The 23,037-nt window shown below is 74.1% G+C and carries 18 protein-coding genes, 1 pseudogene and 1 riboswitch; of the genes and pseudogenes, 3 read left to right on the top strand and 16 right to left on the bottom strand.

Annotated features, from left to right (window positions below):
- The first annotated feature begins 53 nt into the window (after window positions 1-53).
- Window positions 54-2,612, top strand: a complete 2,559-nt coding sequence (locus OG715_RS25330; RefSeq protein ID WP_266271215.1) for an ABC transporter permease — start codon at window positions 54-56, stop codon at window positions 2,610-2,612.
- A 73-nt stretch (window positions 2,613-2,685) separates the two neighbouring features.
- Here OG715_RS25330 and OG715_RS25325 read toward each other — a convergent pair whose 3' ends face one another.
- The 8 genes from OG715_RS25325 to OG715_RS25290 form a co-directional block, all read right to left on the bottom strand.
- Complete coding sequence (locus OG715_RS25325) at window positions 2,686-3,903, bottom strand: IS30 family transposase (RefSeq protein WP_266271214.1); 1,218 nt, start codon at window positions 3,901-3,903, stop codon at window positions 2,686-2,688.
- A gap of 191 nt (window positions 3,904-4,094) precedes the next feature.
- The gene (locus tag OG715_RS25320; RefSeq protein WP_266271213.1) at window positions 4,095-5,471 is read right to left on the bottom strand and encodes an NAD(P)/FAD-dependent oxidoreductase; all 1,377 of its coding nucleotides are present in this window, start codon (window positions 5,469-5,471) and stop codon (window positions 4,095-4,097) included.
- A 428-nt stretch (window positions 5,472-5,899) separates the two neighbouring features.
- A complete protein-coding gene (locus OG715_RS25315) occupies window positions 5,900-6,841 on the bottom strand; it encodes a Ppx/GppA phosphatase family protein (protein ID WP_266271212.1) in 942 nt (313 codons plus the stop codon).
- Window positions 6,838-7,500, bottom strand: a complete 663-nt coding sequence (locus OG715_RS25310) for a DUF501 domain-containing protein (protein ID WP_407661017.1) — start codon at window positions 7,498-7,500, stop codon at window positions 6,838-6,840. Before OG715_RS25310 ends, OG715_RS25315 begins: the two co-directional genes overlap by 4 nt.
- Window positions 7,490-7,987: an FtsB family cell division protein gene (locus OG715_RS25305; protein ID WP_266271211.1), complete on the bottom strand. Its 498-nt coding sequence runs from the start codon at window positions 7,985-7,987 to the stop codon at window positions 7,490-7,492. Before OG715_RS25305 ends, OG715_RS25310 begins: the two co-directional genes overlap by 11 nt.
- A gap of 126 nt (window positions 7,988-8,113) precedes the next feature.
- Window positions 8,114-9,400 carry a phosphopyruvate hydratase gene (eno, locus tag OG715_RS25300; RefSeq protein WP_030398007.1) on the bottom strand — a complete coding sequence of 429 codons (1,287 nt, stop codon included), beginning with the start codon at window positions 9,398-9,400 and terminating at the stop codon, window positions 8,114-8,116.
- Between the two features lie 354 nt (window positions 9,401-9,754).
- Window positions 9,755-10,531: a LysM peptidoglycan-binding domain-containing protein gene (locus OG715_RS25295; protein ID WP_323182161.1), complete on the bottom strand. Its 777-nt coding sequence runs from the start codon at window positions 10,529-10,531 to the stop codon at window positions 9,755-9,757.
- 5 nt (window positions 10,532-10,536) lie between these two features.
- A riboswitch (cyclic di-AMP (ydaO/yuaA leader) is annotated at window positions 10,537-10,685 on the bottom strand.
- A 231-nt stretch (window positions 10,686-10,916) separates the two neighbouring features.
- Window positions 10,917-12,203 (bottom strand): cytochrome P450 family protein, encoded by a 1,287-nt coding sequence (locus OG715_RS25290; protein ID WP_266271210.1) that lies wholly within the window; start codon window positions 12,201-12,203, stop codon window positions 10,917-10,919.
- 263 nt (window positions 12,204-12,466) lie between these two features.
- Between OG715_RS25290 and OG715_RS25285 the strand changes: the two genes are divergently transcribed.
- Window positions 12,467-12,889 carry an SDR family NAD(P)-dependent oxidoreductase gene (locus tag OG715_RS25285; RefSeq protein WP_266271209.1) on the top strand — a complete coding sequence of 141 codons (423 nt, stop codon included), beginning with the start codon at window positions 12,467-12,469 and terminating at the stop codon, window positions 12,887-12,889.
- Window positions 12,890-12,943: 54 nt separating this feature from the next.
- Here the strand turns inward: OG715_RS25285 and OG715_RS25280 are convergent, their stop codons facing one another.
- The 3 genes from OG715_RS25280 to OG715_RS25270 all read right to left on the bottom strand — a co-directional run bounded on the left by OG715_RS25280 (window position 12,944) and on the right by OG715_RS25270 (window position 15,450).
- The gene (locus OG715_RS25280; RefSeq protein ID WP_266271208.1) at window positions 12,944-14,005 is read right to left on the bottom strand and encodes a MazG family protein; all 1,062 of its coding nucleotides are present in this window, start codon (window positions 14,003-14,005) and stop codon (window positions 12,944-12,946) included.
- A 113-nt stretch (window positions 14,006-14,118) separates the two neighbouring features.
- Entirely contained in the window at window positions 14,119-14,787 is a 669-nt protein-coding gene (locus OG715_RS25275) for a hypothetical protein (RefSeq protein WP_266271207.1), read from the bottom strand.
- A 348-nt stretch (window positions 14,788-15,135) separates the two neighbouring features.
- The gene (locus tag OG715_RS25270) at window positions 15,136-15,450 is read right to left on the bottom strand and encodes a hypothetical protein (RefSeq protein WP_266271864.1); all 315 of its coding nucleotides are present in this window, start codon (window positions 15,448-15,450) and stop codon (window positions 15,136-15,138) included.
- On the opposite strand from OG715_RS25270, the pseudogene OG715_RS25265 reads away from it, so the two are divergent.
- Window positions 15,353-15,574 (top strand): annotated as a pseudogene (locus tag OG715_RS25265) (phosphatase PAP2 family protein); the annotation flags it as partial. The gene OG715_RS25270 and the pseudogene OG715_RS25265 overlap by 98 nt on opposite strands.
- Before the next feature lie 216 nt (window positions 15,575-15,790).
- Here the strand turns inward: OG715_RS25265 and OG715_RS25260 are convergent.
- From OG715_RS25260 to OG715_RS25240, 5 genes are all read right to left on the bottom strand, one after another.
- Window positions 15,791-16,519 carry a response regulator gene (locus OG715_RS25260; RefSeq protein ID WP_266271206.1) on the bottom strand — a complete coding sequence of 243 codons (729 nt, stop codon included), beginning with the start codon at window positions 16,517-16,519 and terminating at the stop codon, window positions 15,791-15,793.
- 7 nt (window positions 16,520-16,526) lie between these two features.
- Entirely contained in the window at window positions 16,527-17,957 is a 1,431-nt protein-coding gene (locus tag OG715_RS25255; RefSeq protein WP_266271205.1) for a sensor histidine kinase, read from the bottom strand.
- Between the two features lie 102 nt (window positions 17,958-18,059).
- On the bottom strand, window positions 18,060-19,736 hold the full coding sequence (locus OG715_RS25250; protein WP_323182160.1) for a protein kinase domain-containing protein: 1,677 nt from the start codon (window positions 19,734-19,736) through the stop codon (window positions 18,060-18,062).
- Entirely contained in the window at window positions 19,733-20,530 is a 798-nt protein-coding gene (locus OG715_RS25245; protein ID WP_266271204.1) for a hypothetical protein, read from the bottom strand. The genes OG715_RS25250 and OG715_RS25245 overlap by 4 nt, the downstream gene beginning before the upstream one ends.
- Before the next feature lie 221 nt (window positions 20,531-20,751).
- Entirely contained in the window at window positions 20,752-22,959 is a 2,208-nt protein-coding gene (locus OG715_RS25240) for an N-6 DNA methylase (RefSeq protein WP_266271203.1), read from the bottom strand.
- Between the last annotated feature and the right edge of the window lie 78 nt (window positions 22,960-23,037).

Genomic DNA, 23,037 nt, shown 5'->3' with positions numbered 1-23,037 from the left:
GCAGCACGCGCCGCCGCCCGTCCCTCCGCAGACCCCAGGACCCAGGAAACCCCATGTATCGCACCGCACTGCGCAATGTGCTGGCCCACAAGGGCCGACTGCTGATGACGGCGCTGGCCGTCATGCTGGGCACCGCCTTCGTGGCCGGCACCATGGTCTTCTCCGACACCTTCGGCAAGGCCATGCGGGAGAGCAACTCCAAGAGCTACTCCGACGTGTCGGTCCAGATCGTCGACTACTCCGCCGGTGCCACCGCGTCCCTCCAGGAGAAGAGCGACAAGAGCGCGGTCACCCTGACCGACGCCACCGTCCAGCAGCTCGCCGCTCTGCCCGGCACCGCCGGTGCCCGCGGGGTGGTCAGCGGCTTCACCGGTGTCGCGGACAAGAAGGGCGAGCTGATCGGCCAGTCCTGGACGGCCGCGGGCACCAACTTCGCACCCGGCCCGGACGGCAAGGACGCCCGCTACCCGATGGTCGAGGGCCAGGGGCCGAAGAACGGCAAGGAGATCGCCCTCGACCGGAAGACCGCCGAGAAGGGCGGCTACAAGGTCGGCGACACCGTCCGGATCGGCTCCAACGGCCCGGTCCTGGAGGCGAAGCTCACCGGTGTCTTCACCACCGACGACCCGAGGGTGAACAGCGGCGGCACGCTCACCCTGTTCGACCGCGCGACCGCGCAGCAGATCCTGCTGGAGCCCGGCCGCTACAGCAGCATCGTGCTCGCCGCCAAGCCCGGCACCGGCCAGGACGCGCTGCTCGCCGAGGTGAACCAGAAGATCCGGCCGGAGAAGCAGATCGAGACCCGCACCGGGGCCGATCTCAAGGCCGAGGAAGAGCGGATGATCACCGCCGAAACCGAGAGCGTGCGCACGATGCTGCTCGCGTTCGCCGGCATCTCGCTCTTCGTCGGCATCTTCATCATCGCCAACACCTTCACCATGCTGGTCGCCCAGCGCACCAAGGAGCTGGCCCTGCTCCGGGCGATCGGCGCCAGCCGCAAGCAGGTGACCCGCTCGGTGCTGATCGAGGCGTTCGCCATCGGCACCGTCGCGGCCACGGCCGGCCTGGTCGCCGGCCTCGGCATCGGCGCGGGCCTGCAGTCCCTGATCGCCTCGCTGAACGACAGCCTCCCGACCGGCCCGCTGGTGGTGAAGCCGCTGACCGTGGTGGTCACCCTGGTGGTCGGCGTCCTGGTGACGGTGCTCTCCGCGCTGCTGCCCGCCGTCCGCGCCGCCCGGATCGCCCCGGTCGCCGCGATGAGCAGTGGTGACCAGCCCGCCACCCAGAAGTCCCTGGTGGTCCGGAACGTGCTCGGCTCGCTGGTGGCCGGCGCCGGCATCGCCCTGGTCGCCTTCGGCGCCTCGAAGGGCAACTCGGACGGCCGGATGCCGGTCGCGCTGGGCGCCGTGCTCGCCGTCCTGGGCGTCTTCGTCCTGCTGCCGCTGCTCTCCCGCCCGGTGATCGCCCTGGTCGGACCGGCCCTCGGCAAGCTGTTCGGCATGCCCGGCAAGCTGGCCCGGCAGAACGCGGTGCGCAACCCGCGCCGCACCGCCGCCACCGCCGCCGCGATCACCATCGGCCTCACCCTGGTCAGCGGTCTGACGGTGATCGGCGCCTCGGTCTCTGGCACCGTGGACCGCGCCATCACCAGCTCGATGAAGGCCGACTACCTGATCTCCGCGGCGAACGGGATGAGCCTGTCCGACAAGATCCCGGCCGAGGTCGCGAAGGCCGCCGGGGTGGCCGCCTCCTCGCCGCTGACCGAGGTCAGGTGGGACCTCAACGGCAAGTCCGACAAGATCACCGGCCTGAACGCGGACAGCCTGGACAAGCTGCTCACGGTGAAGATGAAGAGCGGTTCCGCGGCCTCGTTCGGCCAGGGCAAGCTGCTGCTCGGCGACGACCTCGCCAAGAAGCTCGGGGTCGGCACCGGCTCCACCGTCGAGATGGGCTACCCCGGCGACGCCAAGGGCACCCTGACCGTCGGCGGCGTCTACGAGACGAACGACCTGCTCGGCGGGGCCATGCTGGCCAACAGCGAGATCCTCAAGCACGACCCCCAGCCCTCGCTGGACAGCGTCCTGGTGAAGGGCACCGACGGGGAGACCGAGGCGCTGCGGAAGGCGCTGAAGGACTCCACCGGCGCCAACCCGGTGATCGAGGTCAAGTCGCGCCAGGACGTCCGGGACGGCTTCAGCCAGAACATCACCTTCGCGCTGAACATGATGTACGGGCTGCTGGCGATGTCAGTGGTGGTCGCGGTCCTCGGCGTGATCAACACGCTGGCGATGTCGGTCTTCGAGCGCAAGCGCGAGATCGGCATGCTGCGGGCGATCGGCCTGGACCGGCGCGGCATCAAGCGGATGGTCCGGCTGGAGTCGGTGGTGATCTCGGTGTTCGGCGCCGGCATCGGTGTCCTGCTCGGCTGCTTCACGGCCTGGGCGATCAACGGCACCCTCAAGTCCGCCCTGCCCACCATGACCACGGTGCTCCCGTTCGGCCAGCTGCTGCTCTTCCTGGCCCTGGCCGGCCTGGTCGGTGTGGTGGCCGCCTTCTGGCCGGCCCGCCGGGCCGCCGGGCTGGACATCCTGGACAGCATCAAGACCGACTGACCCCGCACACACAGCACGAAGGCCCCTGCCGGGTGGCGGTTTCTAGGGGTCGTTGCAACACGTGGTCGGTTGTCTAGGCCGCGAGCAGTTTATGCAGGCGCTCGGCTGGGGTTTCCCAGCCGAGCGTTTTGCGTGGGCGGCCGTTGAGTTCGGCGGCGACGGCGGCCAGCTGTTCGGGGCTGTGGGCGGACAGGTCGGTGCCCTTGGGGAAGTACTGCCGCAGCAGGCCGTTCGTGTTCTCGTTCGAACCGCGCTGCCAGGGACTGGCGGGATCGCAGAAGTAGACCGGGATGTCGGTGGCCAGGGTGAACGAGCCGTGGGCGGCCATCTCGGAGCCCTGGTCCCAGGTCAGCGAGCGCACCAGGTGGCCGGGCAGGGTCTGGACGATGGTCACCAGGGCGTCGCGGACCTGCTCGGCGGTTCGGCCCTCGGCCAGGTGCAGGAGCATCACATAGCGGGTCGCGCGCTCGACCAGGGTGCCGATCGCGGATCCGCCGTCCTTGCCGATGATCAGGTCGCCCTCCCAGTGGCCGGGCACCGCCCGGTCCTCGACCTCGGCGGGGCGCTCGCTGATCATGACCATCGGGGTGACGAACCGCGGCTGGCGGCAGGCCGCTTGGCGGTGCGACTTGCGCCGGGCGCGTCCGGTCCGCAGGGCGGCGGCCAGTTCCCGGCGCAGTTCGCCGCGGCCTTGGACGTAGAGGGCCTGGTAGACCGTCTCGTGGACCACGTGCATCTCCGGTCGATCGGGAAACTGTGCACGCAGAGCCTGGCAGATCTGCTCCGGACTCCACTTCCTGCCCAGATGATGCTGAATGAAGTCCCGCAGTTCGGGGTTCTGGCCGATCTTGCCGGGCTTGGGTCGGGGCCGGCGGGCATCGGCCCGGGCCTGTGCGGCGTGCGGCCGGTATTGGCCGTTGACCGGGTGGCGGTTGCGCGCGATCTCGCGGCTGATCGTGGAGGGGCTGCGACCGAGCTCGGCGGCGATCTTGCGGATGGCGACCTTCTCCCGCAGCCGGTCTGCTATGTGGATGCGGTCGGCCTCGCGCAGGTACCGGGACGGACCGGAAGGCGGCACCTCCACATGGATGGGAGGTACCGCCTTCCTCTGCCCACCGGGCGAGTGATGGCCATTACGCCACTTCTTGCCGGTCCGGACGTTGACGCCGACGATCCGGCAGGCTTCCGTACTGCTGTAGCCCTGCTGCATGAGCCGGAAGTATGCCTCCCGCTCAGCGGTCAGTTTCCTGGTCCCCTGAGGCTTCCGGTCCTTGCGGATCTCGAAGTCCATCGCATCCCCTGAGCTGGGGTGTTGCAACGACTCCTAGAACCCAAGGGTTCGGCAGGGGCCTTCGTGCTGCTTCTGTACTCCGCCCGACTCTTACAGCCGGCTGAGCACCACGGAGGTCGTGGTCCGGCAACGCTGCCGGGCGGAGGGCCTCCGACTCATACCCGGTGCTCCCACACCGGGATCAGTAGTCGCTACTTGCTGGTGGCCAGCTCCTTGTCGGCGGCCGGCTTCGCGGCCTCGACGGCGGGGCGCTTGGTGGGCGCCGTGACCTCCTGGATCGGCTGGTACGGGTTCTCCATCTGGGAGAGGCCGACCATCTCGCGCTTCAGGAAGACGGCGAGGGTCCAGTCGGTGAAGACGCGGACCTTGCGGTTGACGGTGGGGACCATGGCGCCGTGGTACAGGCGGTGGAACCACCAGGCCGGACGGCCCTTCAGCTTGTACTTGCCGAAGAGGATCGCGACACCCTTGTGCAGGCCGAGGCCGGCGACCGCGCCCAGGTTCTTGTGCTTGTACTGCTGCTGCGGGAAGCCCCGCATGCCGGAGATCACGTTGTCGCCGAGGACGGCGGCCTGGCGCACGGCGTGCTGCGCGTTCGGCGGGCACCAGGCGCCCTCGCCCGCGGCGAGGTCCGGCACCTGGGCGTTGTCGCCGGCGGCCCAGACGTAGTCGAAGCCCTGGACCTGGAGGGTCGGCGCGGTGTCGACGTGGCCGCGCGGGCCCAGCGGCAGGCCGAACTGGGCCAGCACCGGGTTCGGCTTCACGCCGGCCGTCCACACGATGGTGGAGGCGTCCGTCTCCATGCCGTTCTTCAGCACGACGTGGCCGTCGACGCAGGAGTCCATCGAGGTCTCGATGTAGACCTCGATGTTGCGCTCTTCGAGCTTCTCCTTGGTCCACAGACCGAGGTCCGGGCCCATCTCCGGGAGGATCCGGTTGGCGGCCTCGACCACGATGAAGCGCATGTCGTCGCGGCTGACCGTCTTGTAGATCTTGGCGGCGTCGCGCGCCATGTCCTCGATCTCGGCGATCGTCTCGACGCCGGCGAAGCCGCCGCCGATGATCACGAAGGTCAGCGCCTTGCGGCGGATGGCCTCGTCCGTGGTGGACTCGGCCTTGTCCAGCTGCGCCATGACGTGGTTGCGGAGGGCGATGGCCTCCTCCACGGTCTTCATGCCGATGCCGTGCTCGGCCAGACCCGGGATCGGGAAGGTGCGGGAGACCGACCCGGTCGCGACGACGAGGTAGTCGAAGGGCAGCTCGTACGAGTCGCCGGCCGACGGCTGGATGGTCGCGATCTTGCGCTCGTGGTCCACACCGGTGACCGCACCGGTGAGCACCTCCGCGTTCTTCAGCGCGGTGCGCAGGGGCGCGACGAGGTTGCGGGGCGCGACGTTGCCGCCGGCCGCCTCGGGGAGGAAGGGCAGGTACGTCATGTACGACCGCGGGTCCACGACCGTGACGGTCGCTTCGCCGTAGCGCATCTTCTTGAGGATGCGCATCGCGGCATACAGGCCGACGTAACCACCGCCGACAATGAGGATGCGAGGACGCTCCGTGGTGCTCATATCCGAAAGTATCCAGCACCGTTCGGAGCAGCCTTCGTGAGCCCGCTCACAAGCGGACGGACCCCCTCTGCTACACTTCGCGCCCCTGTTTCGACCCCCCGGCCGACACTTCGCGGCCATCCCGGCCCCCCGGTGGGCGCGCCCGTGACGACGGCCCCGCTGAGCAGCAACGATCCATGACGGGGCCTGGTTCCCACACGGGATTTCGATTTTCAAACCCCTGACGGGTCAGAACCTACGATCCAGCGGTTATCACGCCGAGCGAGCCTTCGGTCCCACATATCGGACGGACCGGACCGTCCAGCGCGGCGAACGGGCGGATCCCCATGTGAAGAAATTCACGAAGTTTTTCGCACGGCCCCGGGCGCGCCCCGGCCCCGGGACCCCCAAGGGGCCTCCGGGGCCGGAACGGTAAGCCTCGTGCCTGGTCAGCGGGCGATACTCCAGGCGATGCCGTCGAGGATGTCGTGCTCGCTGACGACCACCTCGGCGGCGCCCGTCCGCGCCATGATCTCCAGCAGCTCCAGCGCGCCGGCCGCGATCACGTCCACCCGGCCCGGGTGCATCGACGGGATCGCCGCCCGCTCCGCGTGGGTGGCGCGCAGCAGCCGGTCCGCGATCTCGGCGACCCGCTCGCGGGAGATCCGCGAGTGGTGGATCGCCTCCGAGTCGTACCGGGGCAGGTCCTGGGCGATCGCCGAGATGGTGGTGACCGTCCCGGCCAGGCCGACCAGGGTCGCCGCGCCGGTCAGCGGGACGGCCTCCTCGGCCCGGTCCAGCTCCGCCCGCACATGCGCCCGCGCCTCGGCGATCTGCTCGTCCGAGGGCAGCTCGGCGCCGCCGAAGTGCCGCTCGGTCAGCCGGACGCAGCCGATGTCCACCGAGCGGGCCGCCTCGACGTCCTCGGCCCCGAGCACGAACTCGGTCGAGCCGCCGCCCAGGTCGAAGACCAGGTACGGGGTGGCGAAGGTGCCGCCGGTGAGCTCCTTGGTGGCGCCCACGAAGGAGAGGTGCGCCTCCTCCTCGCCGCTGACCACCTCGGGCTCGACCCCCAGGGCCGCCCGCACGCCGTCGATGTACTCGGCGCTGTTCTCGGCGTCCCGGGAGGCGCTGGTGGCGACGAAGCGGATCCGCTCCGGGCCGACGCCGAAGCCGGAGATCACCCCGGCGTACTCCCGGCAGGCCGCGAAGGTGCGCTCCAGCGCGTCCGGGTGCAGCCGGCCGGTGCGGTCGACGCCCTGGCCCAGCCGGTTGATGATCATCCGCCGGTCCAGGTCGGTGATCTCCCCGGTCTCCGGGTCGAGATCGGCGACCAGCAACCGGATCGAATTGGTCCCGCAGTCGATCGCGGCCACCCTGGTCGTGCTCATGCCCCGGCCTCCCCTGCCTCGTCCGCCCCGTCCGCCTCCTGCGCCGCGCGCTTGGCGGCACGGTCGGCGGTCTTCTGCTCCTTGGCCGCGATCACGGCCTCGTGGTCCTGCGCCTTGGCCCGGTTGCGGAGCACCCGCCCGCCGGCCGCCTCGACCTCAGCCGGGGACACGCACGGGCCCTTGGCCCACCAGTCCTCCAGCATCCCGATCGCCTCGTCGCCCAGCGGGTTGACGCCCTCGCCGGCCGCCAGCGAGTGGCCGACCAGCACGTGCAGGCACTTGACCCGGTCCGGCATGCCGCCGGCGCTCGGGAAGCCCTCCAGCACCTCGATGGCGTCCCGGCGGGCGATGTAGTCCTCGTGCGCCTTCCGGTAGTCCGAGGCCAGCTCCGGGTCCTCGGCGAGCCGGGCGCTCTGCTCCTTCATCACGCCGTCCGCCTCGAGGGTGCCGATCAGCGAGGCGGCCTTGGGGCAGGTCAGGTAGTACAGCGTCGGGAACGGCGTGCCGTCCGGCAGTCGGGGGGCCGTCTCCACGACGTCCGGGTTGCCGCACGGGCAGCGGTGAGCGACGCCGCGCAGACCGCGCGGGACCCGGCCGAGCTGCGCGGCGATGGCCGCGACGTCCTGGTCGGAGACGGTGGGGTGGTTCTCAGTGGTCATGGGAGGGGCTGTCTCCAGCGGGGACGGGGGCGGGTGGTGAGGAAGGGGCGGGCTGCGCCGGGGCAGCGGGGGTCGCGGGAGCGGCGGCAGCGGCGTCCACGGAGTCCCAGACACTGGCGTACCAGGGTCTGGCGGCCTTGACCGCCCCGGCGGCCGGGCCCTGCGCGGGCGGCGGCGCGCCCAACGAGGACTTCGCCTGGTCCTGGGCGGCCGGGTCCACCGCGATGTACGGGGTCTCCCCCGGCATCGCGTAGTGCAGCCGGCTCCTGGCCTGCGCCTTGACGTACTCCGGGTCCTGCCAGCGGGCCTTCTCCCGGCGCAGTTGCTCGACCTGCTGCCGGGCGTGCTCGGCACGGGCCCGCTGCGCCGTGATCTCGGAGCGCTGCGAGATGAACTGCCGGGTCGGGTAGGCCAGGATCGCCACCAGCGAGCAGAGCACGAGGACCAGGACGGTCGCCCGGCTCGTGAACCGAGGCCGGGCCGCCAAGCCCGGGATCCTCCAGCCTGCCATCTCCGGTGTCCCCTCCTGGTCGCGACGGTGCCCCGCCGTCCACCCTACGGGGTGAACGGCGGGGCACCGGTCAGGCGTGCGCCACTCGGGCGGCCGGGCGGGTCAGCCCTCGTGCTTGAACCGCGGGAAGGCGCCGCGGCCGGCGTACTCGGCGGCGTCGTCGAGGATCTCCTCGATGCGCAGCAGCTGGTTGTACTTGGCGACGCGCTCGGAGCGGGCCGGGGCACCGGTCTTGATCTGGCCGCAGTTGGTGGCGACGGCCAGGTCGGCGATGGTGACGTCCTCGGTCTCGCCGGAGCGATGGGACATCATGCAGCGGTAGCCGTTGCGCTGGGCCAGCTCGACGGCGTCCAGGGTCTCGGTCAGCGAACCGATCTGGTTGACCTTCACCAGCAGCGCATTGGCGGTGCCGGTCTCGATGCCGCGGGCCAGGCGGGCCGGGTTGGTGACGAACAGGTCGTCGCCGACCAGCTGGACCTTGTCGCCCAGCTTCTCGGTCATGGCCTTCCAGCCGTCCCAGTCCGACTCGTCCAGCGGGTCCTCGATCGAGACCAGCGGGTAGGCGGCGACCAGGCCGGCGTAGTACTCGATGAGCTCGGCGGAGGTCAGGCCCTTGCCCTCGAACTGGTAGGCGTCGTCCTCGTAGAACTCGGAGGCGGCGACGTCCAGGGCCAGCGCGATGTCCTTGCCCGGCACGTAGCCGGCCTTCTGGATGGCCTCGACGATGAGGTCGAGGGCCTCGCGGTTGGAGTCCAGGTTCGGGGCGAAGCCGCCCTCGTCGCCCAGGCCGGTGGAGAGGCCGCGCTCCTTCAGCACGCCCTTGAGCGTGTGGTAGACCTCGACGCCCCAGCGGACGGCCTCGGAGAAGGACTCCGCGCCGATCGGAGCGATCATGAACTCCTGGATGTCGACGTTGGAGTCCGCGTGCGAGCCGCCGTTGAGGATGTTCATCATCGGGACCGGCAGGACGTGCGCGTTCGGGCCGCCCAGGTAGCGGAACAGCGGCAGGTCGCTGGCCTCGGAGGCGGCGTGCGCGACGGCCAGCGAGACGCCCAGGATGGCGTTGGCGCCGAGCGAGGACTTGTCCGGGGTGGCGTCCAGGTCGAGCATGGCCTGGTCGATCAGGCGCTGCTCGGTGGCGTCGTAGCCGACCAGCTCCGGGCCGATCTGCTCGATGACGGCCAGGACGGCCTTCTCCACGCCCTTGCCGAAGTAGCGGTTCTTGTCGCCGTCGCGGAGCTCCAGGGCCTCGAAGGCACCGGTGGAGGCACCCGACGGGACAGCGGCACGGCCGGTGCTGCCGTCGTCGAGGCCGACCTCGACCTCGACCGTGGGGTTGCCGCGCGAGTCGAGAATCTCACGGGCTACGACGACATCGATGGACGGCACGAGGCATCTCCTAGCGGAAGCAGGTACCGGCTGACGGTGGGGTGCCGTCGGCCGGACGATTGCGGAGTCGTTACGACCAGAGCCTAACCGCACCGGCTGTCCGGGCCACGTCGACCTCGGCTCCGTCTCAGCGTGTGGCCGTGCTACCCACCGGTAGTTCACCTGGTTGCCCGGCCTCGGACGCCCCGGGGCGGACCGAGGGGGCGGAACGAGGGGGCGGAACGGGCGGGACAGGCCGGAGCCGACGCGCCTGCCCGCCCGGCCGCCTGTCCACCTGTCCGGTGACGGGCAGGCAGGCGGGCAGGCGGGCAGGCAGGCGGGCAGGCGGTGGGACGAGCCGGGTGGGCGCGAGCGTCAGCCGAGGGCGAGGACCTGGCCGGGGACGATCAGGTCCGGGTCGCCGCCGACGGTGCCGCGGTTGCCGTCGTACAGGGCCTGCCAACCGCCCTGGACACCCTTCGCGGTCGCGATCCCGGCGAGCGTGTCGCCGTCGCGGACGGTGTAGCCCTGGCCGGCCTGCGCCTGCGGGGCCTGCCGCGTCTGCTGCGCCTGCTGCTGGACCTGCGGCGCCGGCTGGGCGGCGTGCTTCGGCGCGTACTGCTGGGTCTGCGGAGCCTGCTGGGCCTGCGACTTGGGGGCGGCGTGCTTCGGCGCGGCCTTCGGGGCCTGCTGCTCGATCTGCGCCTGCGGGGCCTGCGGCTTCGGGGCGGCCGGGGCGGCGTCCGTCGAGGTGTCGACCGCCGCCGGGGCACCGCCCTTGCTCAGACCCGCCTTCTTGGAGCACACCGGCCAGGCGCCCGGGCCCTGCGAGGCCAGCACCTTCTCGGCGACGGTGATCTGCGCCGCCTTCGAGGCCTGGTTGGCCTGCGGCGCGTAGGAGGTGCCGCCGAACGCCTTCCAGGTACTGGAGGTGAACTGCAGGCCGCCGTAGAAGCCGTTGCCGGTGTTGATGCCCCAGTTGCCGCCGCTCTCGCACTGGGCGACCGCGTCCCAGGTCGAGGCCGGGGCGGCCGAGGCGCCGGTGGCGGTGAGGATGGGCATCGCCAGTCCGACGCCGGCGACACCGGCGACGGCGATGGCCTTCTCGGTCTGGGTGCGGCGACGATGACGGCCGGTTCCGACGAACAGCATGAGGAAGTCCCTCTCCGTACGCCTGCGAGGTGAGCTGTCGGGTTCGGACCGGGAGGTGGCCCGGCCGCGCGGAGGCGGCTTCACCCCAAGCCGTGGGGACGGCGCAAAGACCTGGTTCCCCCGCCCCTGCCCAGGGTTCTGGTCGGTTTCCGGTGACGCGGCGGGCAGGACTCGGCGTTCCGCGCACGGGACCCGCTTCCGCGGGCTCCCCGGAGAGTAGACAGATCTTCAGAGCAATCACAAGCTCATATCGCCGCTATCACACGGAAATCACGTCAGGTGATGGATTGCCTACCAACCGAAGAGGTATGTCCGGGTTGATGGAGATTCACGCCGGTCCGATTCGAGCCGTGGAGACTCCGCGTCAGCGTGTCGTGAGTCCCCCTCAGTGAACTGCCGAGGGGTCGGCGGAGGTTGTCACCGATGTCGCTTCCGGCGCGAATTCCACCGGAAGTTCACGAAGTCCGCGCATGATCAGACCACCGCGCCAGCGCAGTTCCTCCGGATCTGCGGCGAGCCGGAGGTCCGGCAGCCGGGACAGCAGGGTGGTCAGCGCGGCCCGCCCCTCCAGGCGCGCCAGCGGGGCGCCGATGCAGTAGTGGATGCCGTGCCCGAAGCCCAGGTGCGGGTTGTCCGCCCGGGCCAGGTCGAGGGTGTTCTCGTCCGCGAACCGCGCCGGGTCCCGGTCCGCCGCCGCGAGCACCACCAGCACCGGGTCGCCGACCGGGATCCCCACCCCGCCGATGGTCAGCGGACTCGTCGCGAACCGCCAGGTGGCCATCTCCACCGGACCGTCGTAGCGGAGGAGTTCCTCGATCCCGGTCTCCAGCAGCGCGCTCTCGCCGCGCCCGATCGACTCCTGGAGCAGGGCCCGCTGCCCCGGGTTGCGCAGCAGCGCGTAGACGCCGTTGCCGATCAGGTTCACCGTCGTCTCGAAGCCCGCGAAGAGCAGGATGAAGGCCATCGCCGCGGCCTCGTTCTCGCTGAGGTGCTCCCCGTGGTCGCTGGCCCGGATCAGCCCCGAGATCAGGTCGTCCCCGGGGTCCGCGCGCTTGCGGTGGATCAGCTCCGCGAGGTAGGCCCGCATCCGCTTCACCGCCCGCCCCACACCTCCGCGTTGCCCACCGCCGTGCCGGATCATCATCCCGGCCCAGTCCCGGAAGTCGTCCTGGTCCTCGGCCGGCACCCCGAGCAGGTCGCAGATCGCGTAGATGGGGAGCGGGAAGGCGAACTCGTGGATGAGGTCGGCCGATCCGCGCGCCGCGAAGCCGTCGATCAGCCGGTCGGTCAGCTGCTGCACCCGGGGCTCGAAGGCGGCCACCCGGCGCGGGGTGAAGGCCTTCGACACCAGGCGGCGCAGCCGGGTGTGGTCCGGCGGGTCGATGTTCAGCAGGTGCGTCATCAGGTCGGCCTGGCGCTCGCCCGGGATGCCGACCCGGCCGGTGCGGTGGGCCTGCTCGCTGTGGTGCGCCGGGTTCTTGGAGAGCCGGCTGTCCGCGAGCGCCTGGCGGGCGTCCGCGTACCGGGTGACCAGCCAGGCGTCCACCCCGCTGGGCAGGGTGGTCCGGTGCACCGGCCGGTGCTCGCGCAGCCACGCGTACGCCGGGTACGGGTCGGCGGCGAACTCCCAGGTGAACAGGGGCGGACGGTCGGGAGCGGGCTGAGCTGGCATGGGTCGACGGTATCCCGGGCGCGCCCCCGGCACCGCACCGTGGGCGCCGCCGTTCCCGCAGCCGGTCCCGCCGCCGTTCGCACCGCCGTCCCCGGGCCCGCCGATCGCTCCGGTCATCGTTCCGGTGACGGTGGGCCGAAGCAGGCGTGAGTCTGGTCACCTGAGGGGTAATTGCTGTTGCGGAGGATCAGGTCGTGCCTACGATCCTCCGCAAGATGTCCGTGGGCGCCGGTGCGGAGCCGCCCACAGGGAGGAGCAGGGCCATGCGGGTCACCGGTGCGGTCATCGTGATCGCGGTACTCGACGGCGGGTCGGGGGCGGGCCTCGCCCGCCGCTTCACCGCGGCGGGAGCCGCCGGGATGCTGATCGCCGACCAGCGGAGCGGGGTCGCCGAGGACCTCGCCACCGAACTCGACCGGCCGGGCTGCCCGGTCGTCGGGGTGTGCGGCGACGTCCGCCGCCCCAGCGATGTCGCCGCGCTGGTCGACACCGCCGAGAAGCACCTGGGCCCGATCGACCTCTTCTGCGTGGCCGGGCCGGACGGCGAGCGGATCGTCTCCCTCTCCGACCTGCCCGACCACCTCGACCTGGAGCGGCTCGCCGAACTCGTCGCACTGGTCGGCGAGGCGATCGGCGAGGTCGTCCCGCCGCAGCGGCGTCCGGTGCAGGGCGTCGCCGCGGCCTGAGGCCCCCGGGGCGGACGGGGCTGCCCGGGCCGCCCCGCCGGTCGGGCTGCCCGCTTACTCGGCGGGCTTCAGGCCCTCGGCGGCGCGCACCGCGTCGCGGTACCCCCGTGCCGCCGCCCGCAGTGCGGCGTCCACATCGAGCCCGGCGTCGTGCGCGCGCTGAGCCACCGCGAGCAGCAGGCGGCCGGCGGACTCCGCCGTGAGCTCGGCGGGCAGTTCGTACGGCTCGTCCGGCACGCCCGCGAACCCGGACCGGCGCACCCGCGACACCAGCTTCGCCGCGTAGGCCAGCGCGGGCAGCCCGGCCGGGACGCCGTCCAGCACCGACTCGCGGTCCGACTTCTCTGCCGCCTTGAGCGTCTCCCAGTTGGCCTCCACCTCGGCCGCGCCGTCCGCCTCGGTGTCCCCGAACACGTGCGGGTGCCGGTACATCAGCTTCTCGACGATGTCGCCCGCCACGTCGTCGATCGAGAACGCCCCGGTGGGGTGCTCCTCGGCGATCCGGGAGTGGAAGAAGACCTGGAGCAGCACGTCGCCGAGCTCCTCGCGGAGGGTGTCGCGGTCCCCCTCCTCGATCGCTTCGACCAGCTCGAAGGCCTCCTCGACCAGGTACTTCACCAGGCTGGCGTGGGTCTGCTCGGCGTCCCACGGGCAGCCGCCGGGCGAGCGGAGGCGGTCCATCACGGACACCAGGTCCAGCAGCCGGGAGCCCGGCAGGTCGTACGAGCCCGGCAGCACCTCGATCTCCGGCACCTCGCCGGCGCGCTCGACCGCGAGCCGGGCCAGCGCGTCGGTCAGGCCCGGGTCGCCGTCCGGGCCGCCCAGCCAGACCGTCGTCCCGTCCCCGGCTCCGGCTCCGTTCCTGTCCCCGGCCGCGCCGTCCGCCGCGGCCCCGGTCAGCAGCCGGGCCAGGGCGGGGGCGGAGCCCGGCGCCACGAGTTCCACCTCGACACCCGCCTGCCGCAGGGCGGGCAGCTGCGGGTGACCGGCGTCGCCGGCCAGCACCCGCCCGGCCGAGCGCAGGGCCTCCCAGGCCGGCCAGGACAGCAGACCGGGGGCCACCCGGTGGGTCGTGATGAGGAGGATCAGCTTCGCGCCCGGAGGATTCGTCGTCACCCCTCGAACCTACCCGTCCGTCCGACGGCCCCGCCGCCGGGTTTCCGTGCCACCGGCGCGGGCGAGGGGCCGGGCCGGCGACCGGCCCCGGCCGACGGTCTCAGCCGGCGGTCTCAGCCGGCGGGCCGGGAGCGAACGGCCGGGGCGAGGGCGGCGCGGTCCGGGTCCCAGGTGCCGTAGCGGGGGTTCACCCGCAGGTGGAGCGCGGTGGCCGTGGCGGCCAGGATCCGGCGGACGGCGGCGTCGCCCGCCGGGGTGTCGGCGTCCGCCCCGGCGGTCGCGGCGAGCCGGCGGATCCCCAGCTCGCGCCCGAGGCGGTCGTCGATCGCCTCGGCCGGAACGCCCTGCGCCGCCAGCTCCCGGGCCAGCCGCCCGGCGCCGCCGAGGCGCCGTTCCTCCTCCGCCCGGGCGGCCGCCACCTCGGTGTCCGCGACCGCCGGCCCCCGGTCCGCGACCGCGCGGGCCACCACCGCGTCGAGCACCAGCTCGGTGACCGCCCGCCGGGCGAGGCCCTCCGTCTCCCACCGGGCGTCCGCCGACACCCCGCCCGGGGCGTGCCGCAGCGCCGCCACCCTGGCCTCCACCGCGTCCACCGGGATCCGCCGTCCGTCCAGCACCGCCGCCGTGCCCGGCGTCAGCCCGCTCCCGCCGCACCCGGCCAGCCCAGGGACGGCGAACAGGACGCCGACAACGGCGGCGACGGCGGGCGTGGCCCTGGCGGTCGTGGTGGTCGTGGCAGTCCTGGCGGTCGTGGCGGTCGTGGCAGTCCGGCGACGGTGCATGGCGGGTCTCCGGGTGCGGGGCAGGGGCGGCGGCACGGATCCCCCGAGCGTAGGGCGGGGTGCCCGGGGCGCTGCGGACCTTCCCCCGAACGGCTCATCCGAGCGGGTGCCGACACGGCGCCGGGCTCGCGTCAACCCTGACGATCGTCAAGGTCGGACCCTGTCTTTCGGGTCGGGTCGGGACCCGCCTCCGACTCCTACCGTCCGTGTCATGACGAACACGATCAGGAACAGGACGGTCCTCGCGGTGGCACTCGTCGGCGCCGGTGCCGGGGCGGTCGGGTGGCTGGCTCCGGTGGGCGGTGCGGCCGGGGCGGGCCCACCGGCCCATGGCTGGTCGGCCGCCGGCTACCGCCGGGTCGCCGAGGCCGTCGCCGACGCCCCGCCGCGCCTCGCCGCCCTGCTGGAGCCCGCCACCGAGGCCGGTTTGCTGGTGCTGGGCCTGCTGCTGGCGCTGGCCTGGTGGACGGCACGCGGGCGGCGGGCCGCCGACACCGTCGCGGGCGCGGTGGTGACCGGCCTCGGCACCGTGCTCGCGTACGGGGCGAGCGAGGCGTTGAAGCTGGTGCTGGACGAGGAGCGCCCCTGCCGGGCCCTGGCCGGACTTCCGGCCACCGCACTCGCCCACTGCCCGCCACCGGGCGACTGGTCGTTCCCCAGCAACCACGCCACCCTCGCCGTCGCCATGGCCACCGGGTTGGTGCTGCTACGGCCGCGCTGGGCGTGGTTGGTCGTCCCGGTCGGCCTCGGTTCGGCCGCCCTCCGAGTCGCCGCAGGCGTGCACTACCCGCACGACGTGGCCGCCGGGGCCGCACTGGGCGGGGCCGTCACGGCGGCCGTGGTGGTGGCACTGCTGCCCTCGGCGACGGCTGCGGTCGGCGCGGCGGGCCGGGTTCGGCTGCTCGGTCCGGTGCTGCTGGCTCCCTCGGCCGCTGCCCGCGCCGCGGCCCCGCCCCCGGTTCCGGTTCCGATTTCGGTTCCGGTTCCGGTTCTGGTTCCGGTTTCAGCCGGCCGGGCCCGCCACCAGGCCGGCCTCGTGGGCGAGGACGGCGGCGGCGGCCCGGTTGGCCACTCCCAGCCGGGCCAGGACGGAGCTGACGTGCGCCTTCACCGTGCCTTCCACCACACCGATCCGGCGGGCGATCTGACTGTTGGACAGCCCGCCGGCGACCAGCGTCAGCACATCGCGTTCACGGGCGGTCAGCCCGGCCACCTGCCGCTGGGCCGCGGCCCGGCGGTCGGCCGGACCGCCGGACCGGGTGGCGGCGAGGTGGGCCACCACCCGGGCGGCCACCTTGGGTGACAGATAGGCCGCCCCGTCTGCCACCGCACGTACCCCGGCGATCAGCTCCTCGGGCTCGCCGGACTTGATCAGGAATCCGTTGGCACCACCGCTCAGGGCGCGCAGGATGTAGTCGTCCTCACCGAAGGTGGTCAGCATGACGATCCCGGGAGCCGCTCCGGTCCTGGTGGTGACGCCCACCCGCCGGATCTCGGCGGCGGCGGTGATGCCGTCCGTGCCCGGCATCCGGATGTCCAGCACCGCGACGTCCGGCCGGTGGCGGCGGAGCAGCTCGACCGCCTCCCGCCCGTCCCCGGTCTCCGCGACGATCTCGATGCCCGGATCGGTGGCGAGCACCGCACGCACCCCGGCCCTGACCATCGGTTCGTCGTCCGCGATCAGCACCCGGATCCGCGCCGGAGCACCGTGCTCCAGTCCCCCGTCGCTCATCGGGCGCTCACTGGACCAGGGCGTCCAGGGAGATCAGCACGCCGCCCCGGAAGCAGAGCCGGTACGCATCCCCCGAGCGGTCGTTGTTGAACGCCTCGGCCGTCATCGCGTAGTACTCGCACGTCACTCCCTCTCCACCGGGTGGCGGGTTGCCCACGGACGGATGGTACGGAAACTGATGTTCCGGCAGAAATCGCTGCACGGTGGACCGGTCCTGGCCGACCCGCAGTTCGGCGTAGTCGGCGGGATCGAGCACGGACCGCCCGGCGGTGTGGATCGTCCAGCCCTGCAGCACGGCGGTCAGCAGCACCGCGACGGAGAGCGGCACCAGGACGATCGCGACCACCATGCGGCCCACCCGGCGGCGGGCCAGGCGCAGTTCACGGGTCGGCGACACCGCGACCGGCGTCGCCGGGGCCACGGTCGGGGCGCCCGTCCGCGGCAGGTGGGCGCTCACCTCGAAGCCGGCGCCGTCGGCCCGGGGCCCGTAGCGGAAGGTGCCACCCGCCAGTCGCACCCGCTCGGCCAACCCGAGCAGACCGTGACCGCCCGTGCCCGGCACACCGGTTCCCGCCCCGGCCCGGGCCGACGGCTCGCCCGCCGATCGGGGACCGTCGAGCACCCGGACGCGAGCGCCGTCCGTCGTGTAGGCCACCAGCACCGTGACCGACGCCGCCGGGGCGTGCTTGGCGGTGTTGGTCAGCGCCTCCTGAACCACCCGGTACACGGCGTGCTCGGCCGCCCTCGGCAGCCCGTCCGACCGGCCGTCGACGGTCAGCCGGACGTCCAGCCCCGCCGCGGCCGCCTCCGCCACCAGTTGCGGGACGCCCGCGTCGACCGGGCCCCGGTCGACGCGGGGGTCCGTGTCGTCCCGCAGGATGCCGATCACCTCGCCGAGGCGTTCGACGGCGGCGGCCGCGCCCGCCCGGATCTCCTGTGCCGCCTCACGGTGCGGCGGGGCCAGGTCGGGCGCCAGCTTGAGCGCACCGGCCCGCAGGGCGATCAGGCTCAGGTCGTGGCCCAGCGCGTCGTGCATGTCCTGCGCGATCCGGGCGCGTTCGCGCAGCCTCGCCCGCTCGGCCACCAGCCGCTGCTCGTGCTCGGCCCGTTCGGCCCGCTCCCACCCGGCCCGCACCAGTTCCTGCGACTGCCGCCAGAACCGGCCCACCATCCACGGAGCCATTCCGGCGCAGACCAGGACGGAGACGACCGACGTCGCCTGCACCGCCAGGTCCGGGGCGACCACCGTCACCAGTGCCCCGGCCGAGACCAGCGCCACAAGCAGGGCGACCGCCTCCCGCACCCGCTCCGTCCGCACCCCGGCCGCGAACGCCGCGCCGATGCCCGGCACCGTCCACCAGAGGGACACCGCACTCAGCCCGAACGCCCCGGCCGCCAGCGCCAGCAGTCCCCGGTCCCACCACGTTCTCGTCCACATCCGCCCGACCCTACGGACCTCACCGGTGCCGCGGATCTGTCGAAAGTCATGCCCGTCGGGGAACGGCCGCCTGACGGCGGGCGAGGTTCAGGCGTGCAGAAATCAGGCGCGCGGGGGCCAGGGGGTGGCGTCGGTGCGGTGCGGCCGGAGGGTGTCGAGGGTCTGCCGAAGGCGGCGGACCGCCGGGTGGTGCGGGCCGTCGCGGCGTTCGCGGTCGAGGAGCAGCTGGAGCAGCCACGACCAGGCCGCTTCCGTCTCGCCGAGCGAGGCCAGCAGCACGCCGACCCGCTCCCTGAGGTCGAGCAGCCGTTCGGGTTCGGTCTCCGGCCACACCGCGAGCAGGGCCTGGTACTCGGCGAGCGCCTCCGCGCCCCGGCCCAGCTGTTCGAGGCACTCGGCCACCCGGTGACGCGGTTCGAGCGCCCGTCGGCCGTGCGGCCCACCCTCGGCGGTGGCGGCGAGCGCCCGGTACTCGGCCAGGGCTTCGTGGTGGCGGCGCTCCTGGAGGAGCGTTCGGGCGTAGATGGTCCGGACGGTGCGGACCATCCCCGCGCCGTCGCCGAGTTCGGACCGTCCGCGCACCAGCAGCCGGGCGGCGAGGTCGAGCACCTCGGGGCGCCGGCCGGCGTCGACCAGGTCGGAGAGCCGGGCGCAGGCCGCCGCGAAGTCCTCCCCCGCCGTCGGGACGGGCGGGACGGGTGCGGGTGCGGGTGCCACCGGCGGAGCCTGCGGCAGCACCGGTGCGGGCGGGTTCGGCACGGCCGCGAGCAGGAACGGCGGTGGTTCGGCCCGGGGCGGCGGCGCCGGGGCGACGCCCTCCGGACGCGGCTGCGGCTGGAGCGGGTACCGGTACGGCCGGGCGGGGTCTGGCAGCGGCCCGAACCGGGGCTGCGGCACCGCGACGGCGGCGGGCAGCAGCGGCAGCAGCCGCCCGTACACCTCCTGGGCGTCGGCCGGCCGGTCCCCGGGGCGCTTGGCGAGCAGGTCGAGCACGAGCCGCTCCAGCGCGGCCGGCACCTCGGGCCGCAGGTCGCGCAGCGGTACCGGCGGGTCGTCGACGTGCCGCCGCAGCAGCCCCAGCGCGGTGGGCGCCCGGAACGGCCCTTCGCCGGTCAGCATCTCGTGCAGCAGGCAGCCGAGCGCGTACAGGTCGCTGCGCGGGTCGACGACGGCGGACAGGGCCTGTTCCGGCGCCATGTACGACGGGCTGCCGATCGGGACGCCGGTGAGGGTGAGCCGGGTGGCCTCGGGGTCGAGCGCGGTGGCGATGCCGAGGTCCAGCAGGACGGTCCGGCCGTCCTCCCGGACCATCACGTTGCTGGGCTTGAGGTCGCGGTGGACGACCCGCACCGCGTGCACGGCGGCCAGCGCGGCGCAGAGCTGGGCGGCCACGGCGACCGCACGCTCGACCGGGAACGGCGCGTCCTCGGCGATGAGGTCGGCCAGGCTGACGCCGGGGACGCGCTGCATCACCAGGTACAGCTCGCCGTTCTCCTCACCCGCGTCGAAGACCGTGACCAGGCCCGGATGGTCGAGCGCGGCGGTGGTGCGGCACTCGCGGAGGAAGCGGCGGCGCAGGTCGTCGCCGTGCCGGAGCCGGTCGGTGGTGGTCGGGTCGGTGCCGCCGGCGGCGGCGAGGAGGAGGTCGGTGCGCAGCAGCTTGACGGCGACCGGGCGGGCCAGCCGCTCGTCGTGGCCGGCCCAGACCTGGCCCATGCCGCCGTGGCCGATCTTCTCGGTGAGGTGGTAGCGGCCGCCGATCACCCGGGCGAGGGTCACAAGCGGTCCTCGCGGGCCTGACGGCGCAGCAGTTCGCCGAGCTCGCGCAGTTCGTCGGAGGTGGCGGGGCCGGCGCCGGAGGCCCCCTGGCCCACGGCCGGGGTCGGCGGGTGGGACCGGTACGGGGGCTGGGCGGCCTGCGGAAGGGGCGCCGGAGCGGGGGCCGGGTACGGGGCCGGGGTCCCGTACGGCCGGGCGGGGGCGGCGCCGTAGGTCGGGGCGGGGGCGTACGGCTGCGGCGCCCCGTACGACTGGGCGGTCGGGTAGGGCTGCGCGGCGCCGTACGGCTGGGCGGACGGGTAGCCGTACCCGGTCGGCTGAGGGTGTCCGCCGACGCCGGCCGGAGCGGCCGGGCGGCCCGCCGACCAGACCGCCCGGCGGTCCATCAGCAGGAAGTGCACCGGCGGGGTGAACCACATCAGCACCATCGTCGTGGTGCCGACCGCGTCGGCGACCGGTGCCTCGCCCTTGCCGAAGCTGCCGGCCACCCCGACGCAGATGAAGAAGGTGAGGAAGAGCCCGGCGTACACCACCGCGCCGAGGATGTCGTACGCCCGGCGGCGGCGGACGGCCAGCAGCAGCGACGGCACCATGCCGAGCAGGCCGACGGTCAGCAGCGGCGCGAGGACCACCAGGACCCGGCCGGCCACACCGTACGGGCCGACCGGCCGACCGGGGCCCTGGGGCCGGGCGACCAGGGTCCGGCCGTAGGGCGGGGGCGGGGCGCCGGGTATGCCACCGGCGGGCGCGCCACCGGGCGGTGGGCCGAACTGCCCGGGGTACTGCCCTGACATGCGCGCTCCTGAGCGGGTGAGGACGGCTGCCGTCCGGATCACGGAACCGGTTCCGCACACCGTACCGCCAGCACCGGTCGGGCCGGAGTCCTTCTGTCGTGCCCGCACCGCTCCGGCGGCGGCGGAGCGGAGCGGGACGCCGGCCGGTCCGCCGTCCGGGGCCGGTCGGCGACGGGCGCAGGCGGGCTCCGGAGGCTTCCGGGGATCGGACCGCAGGACCGTCAGGGGGCGGACGGCGGCTCGGCGGTACCGGCGGCGAGGGCGTCGGTGACGGCCTGGGTGAGGGCGTGGCCGAGGGCGGCGGCCTGCTGCAGCGTCGCGTCGAAGGCGGCGAGCCGGGCGAAGGCCGCGCCGAGGCGGCGCTGTTCGGCGATCGGCAGCCGCGGCAGCTCGACCCGCCGGATGTCCAGCCGGGTGGTCGTCGAGGCGTGGCTGGCGGCCCGGCGGGCGGCGGCCGTGGAGCGCAGGTGGCCGGCCAGGAAGTCCGGGTCGAGGGCGGCCGGGTCGGGGCGGAGCAGGTGGAGCTGGCGGCCGAGGGCGGCTCCGGCGGGCGGGCCGCCCGGGCCGACCACCCGGGCGACGCCGCCGCCGAGGGCGGGGACGAGCACGTCGCCGGGCCGGGTCAGCGGGGTGCCTCCGGCGGCGTCCCGGTCGAGGACGGCGCCGGGCGCGGCACCGGTGACCAGGTCCTGGTCCGTCAGCACGGGGGTACCGGACGGGTCGGTGGCGGCGGGCCGGGTCGGGGCGCCGGCGCCCGAGGAGTGCACCTCCAGGAGTCCGGAGCGGACCAGCTCCCCCAGCGTGACGACCGGGCCCGCGCCCGCGCCCGCGCCGGCACCCGGCGCCGGGTCGGCCACCGGTCCGGGCAGCAGCGTGCCGGGGTCGGCGAGTCCGTCCAGCAGCTCGGTCAGCCGGCCGCCGAGGTGGGAGAGTCCGGCGGCGCCGCCGGGCGGGGCGGCCGGCGGGACGTGCCGGGCGGGCGAGAGGTCGGTCTCGTCGTCGAGCAGGTCGATCGCCGCCACGGTCCGGTACCGGCCGGGCCGGTCCTCGGGGAGCGGGAGGCCCTCGCGGGCGGCGAGGTCGAAGGCGCGCCAGGCGCCCAGGACGGTGCGGCGCAGCTCGGGCCAGCGGACCTTGTCGCGGCCGCCCTCGGCGAGTTCGGCGGAGCCGGGCGAGGTGGCGGCGGCGTCCAGCATGAGCACCTGGCGGAAGTCGTCGCCGGGGCGGGGCGCGCGCAGCACCCAGAGGTGCAGCGGCACCCCGTAGGGCGGCGCGGCACCGGCCGGGAGGGCGACGACGGCCCGCAGCGCGCCGGAGCGCAGCAGTTCGGCGCGGACCCGGCGGCCGGCCCGGCGGGCGGCGACGGTCGGCGGGAGCAGCAGGGCGGTGAGGCCGCCGGGCCGGGTGTGGGCGAGGCAGTGCAGCACCCAGGCGAGCTCTGACTCGCCGCGCGGCGGGACGAGGCCGCCGGGCCAGCGCCGGTCGAACTGCAGCTCGTCGTGGCCCCAGTCCCGCTCGTTGTAGGGGGGCTGGCAGAGCACCGCGTCGAAGGTGTGCCCGGTGTAGGCGTCGGCGCGCAGGGCGTCGCCGGGGCGGAGGTCGACCGGGAGCGGGGCGGGGTCGGCGGCGGGCGCGTGCAGGGCGAGCCTGAGCCGGGCGAGCGCGGCGGTGACCGGGTCGGTGTCCTGGCCGTAGCGGTCGGTGGTGGACGGCAGGGCGAGCAGCAGCGCGCCGAGGCCGGTGGCGGGATCGAGCACGGTGGCGGGGACGCCGGCGACGGCGGCGAGCAGTTCGGCGGCCTCCGGCGGGGTGGGGCTGAGCTGGCGGGTGTTGGCCTCGGCGTACCGGGTGAGGAGCTGTTCGTAGGCGGCGGCCGGGCCGGCCTCGGCGGCCAGCCGGGCGAGCAGCCGGGCGAGGTCGAGCTCGGTGGAGCCGAACAGGCCGGGCCGCCCGGGGCCGGTGGCGCCGTCCGAGCCGTCGGCGCCGATGCCGGTGCTGGGACCGGTGCTGGGGCCGGTGGCGGCGTCGGGGCCGAACACGGTGCGGGCGGTGTCGGCGAGGGCGCGCGGCAGGGCGGTGGCGAGCCTGGTGTCCGGCTGGTCGGCGAGGGCGGCCCAGCGGTCCGGTTCGCGGTGGTGCAGCAGCAGGACGGCGCCGGCCCGGACCAGCGGGGCGGCCGGGTGGCCGGCCGGGTCGCGCAGGGTCTCGACGAGCCGCCAGACCCGCTCCAGCAGCGGCAGTTCGGCGATCTTGCCCTGGGACCGGAGCCAGGACTCCACCTCGGTGAGAGCGAAGGCCGGGCTGCTGTCGGTGCCGCCGACGGGGCGCGGGAAGTCGGGGTGGCGGCGGCGCCAGTTGCTGACGGCGGCGCGGCCCACCCCGGCGAGGCGGGCGATCTCGACCGCGGTCACCTCGGGACGGTCCGGCATGGGGGCTCCTTCGTCGGCGACGGCACTGGTGTGGCCACACAGCATAGTCAGCGGCGCCGTTCCGGCGGTTCACACGTG

Source organism: Kitasatospora purpeofusca (assembly GCF_036010405.1).
In the GTDB taxonomy this organism is placed as follows: domain Bacteria; phylum Actinomycetota; class Actinomycetes; order Streptomycetales; family Streptomycetaceae; genus Kitasatospora; species Kitasatospora purpeofusca.
Note: the sequence above shows the minus strand (reverse complement) of the source record. Positions and strands in the feature narration are given on the sequence as shown.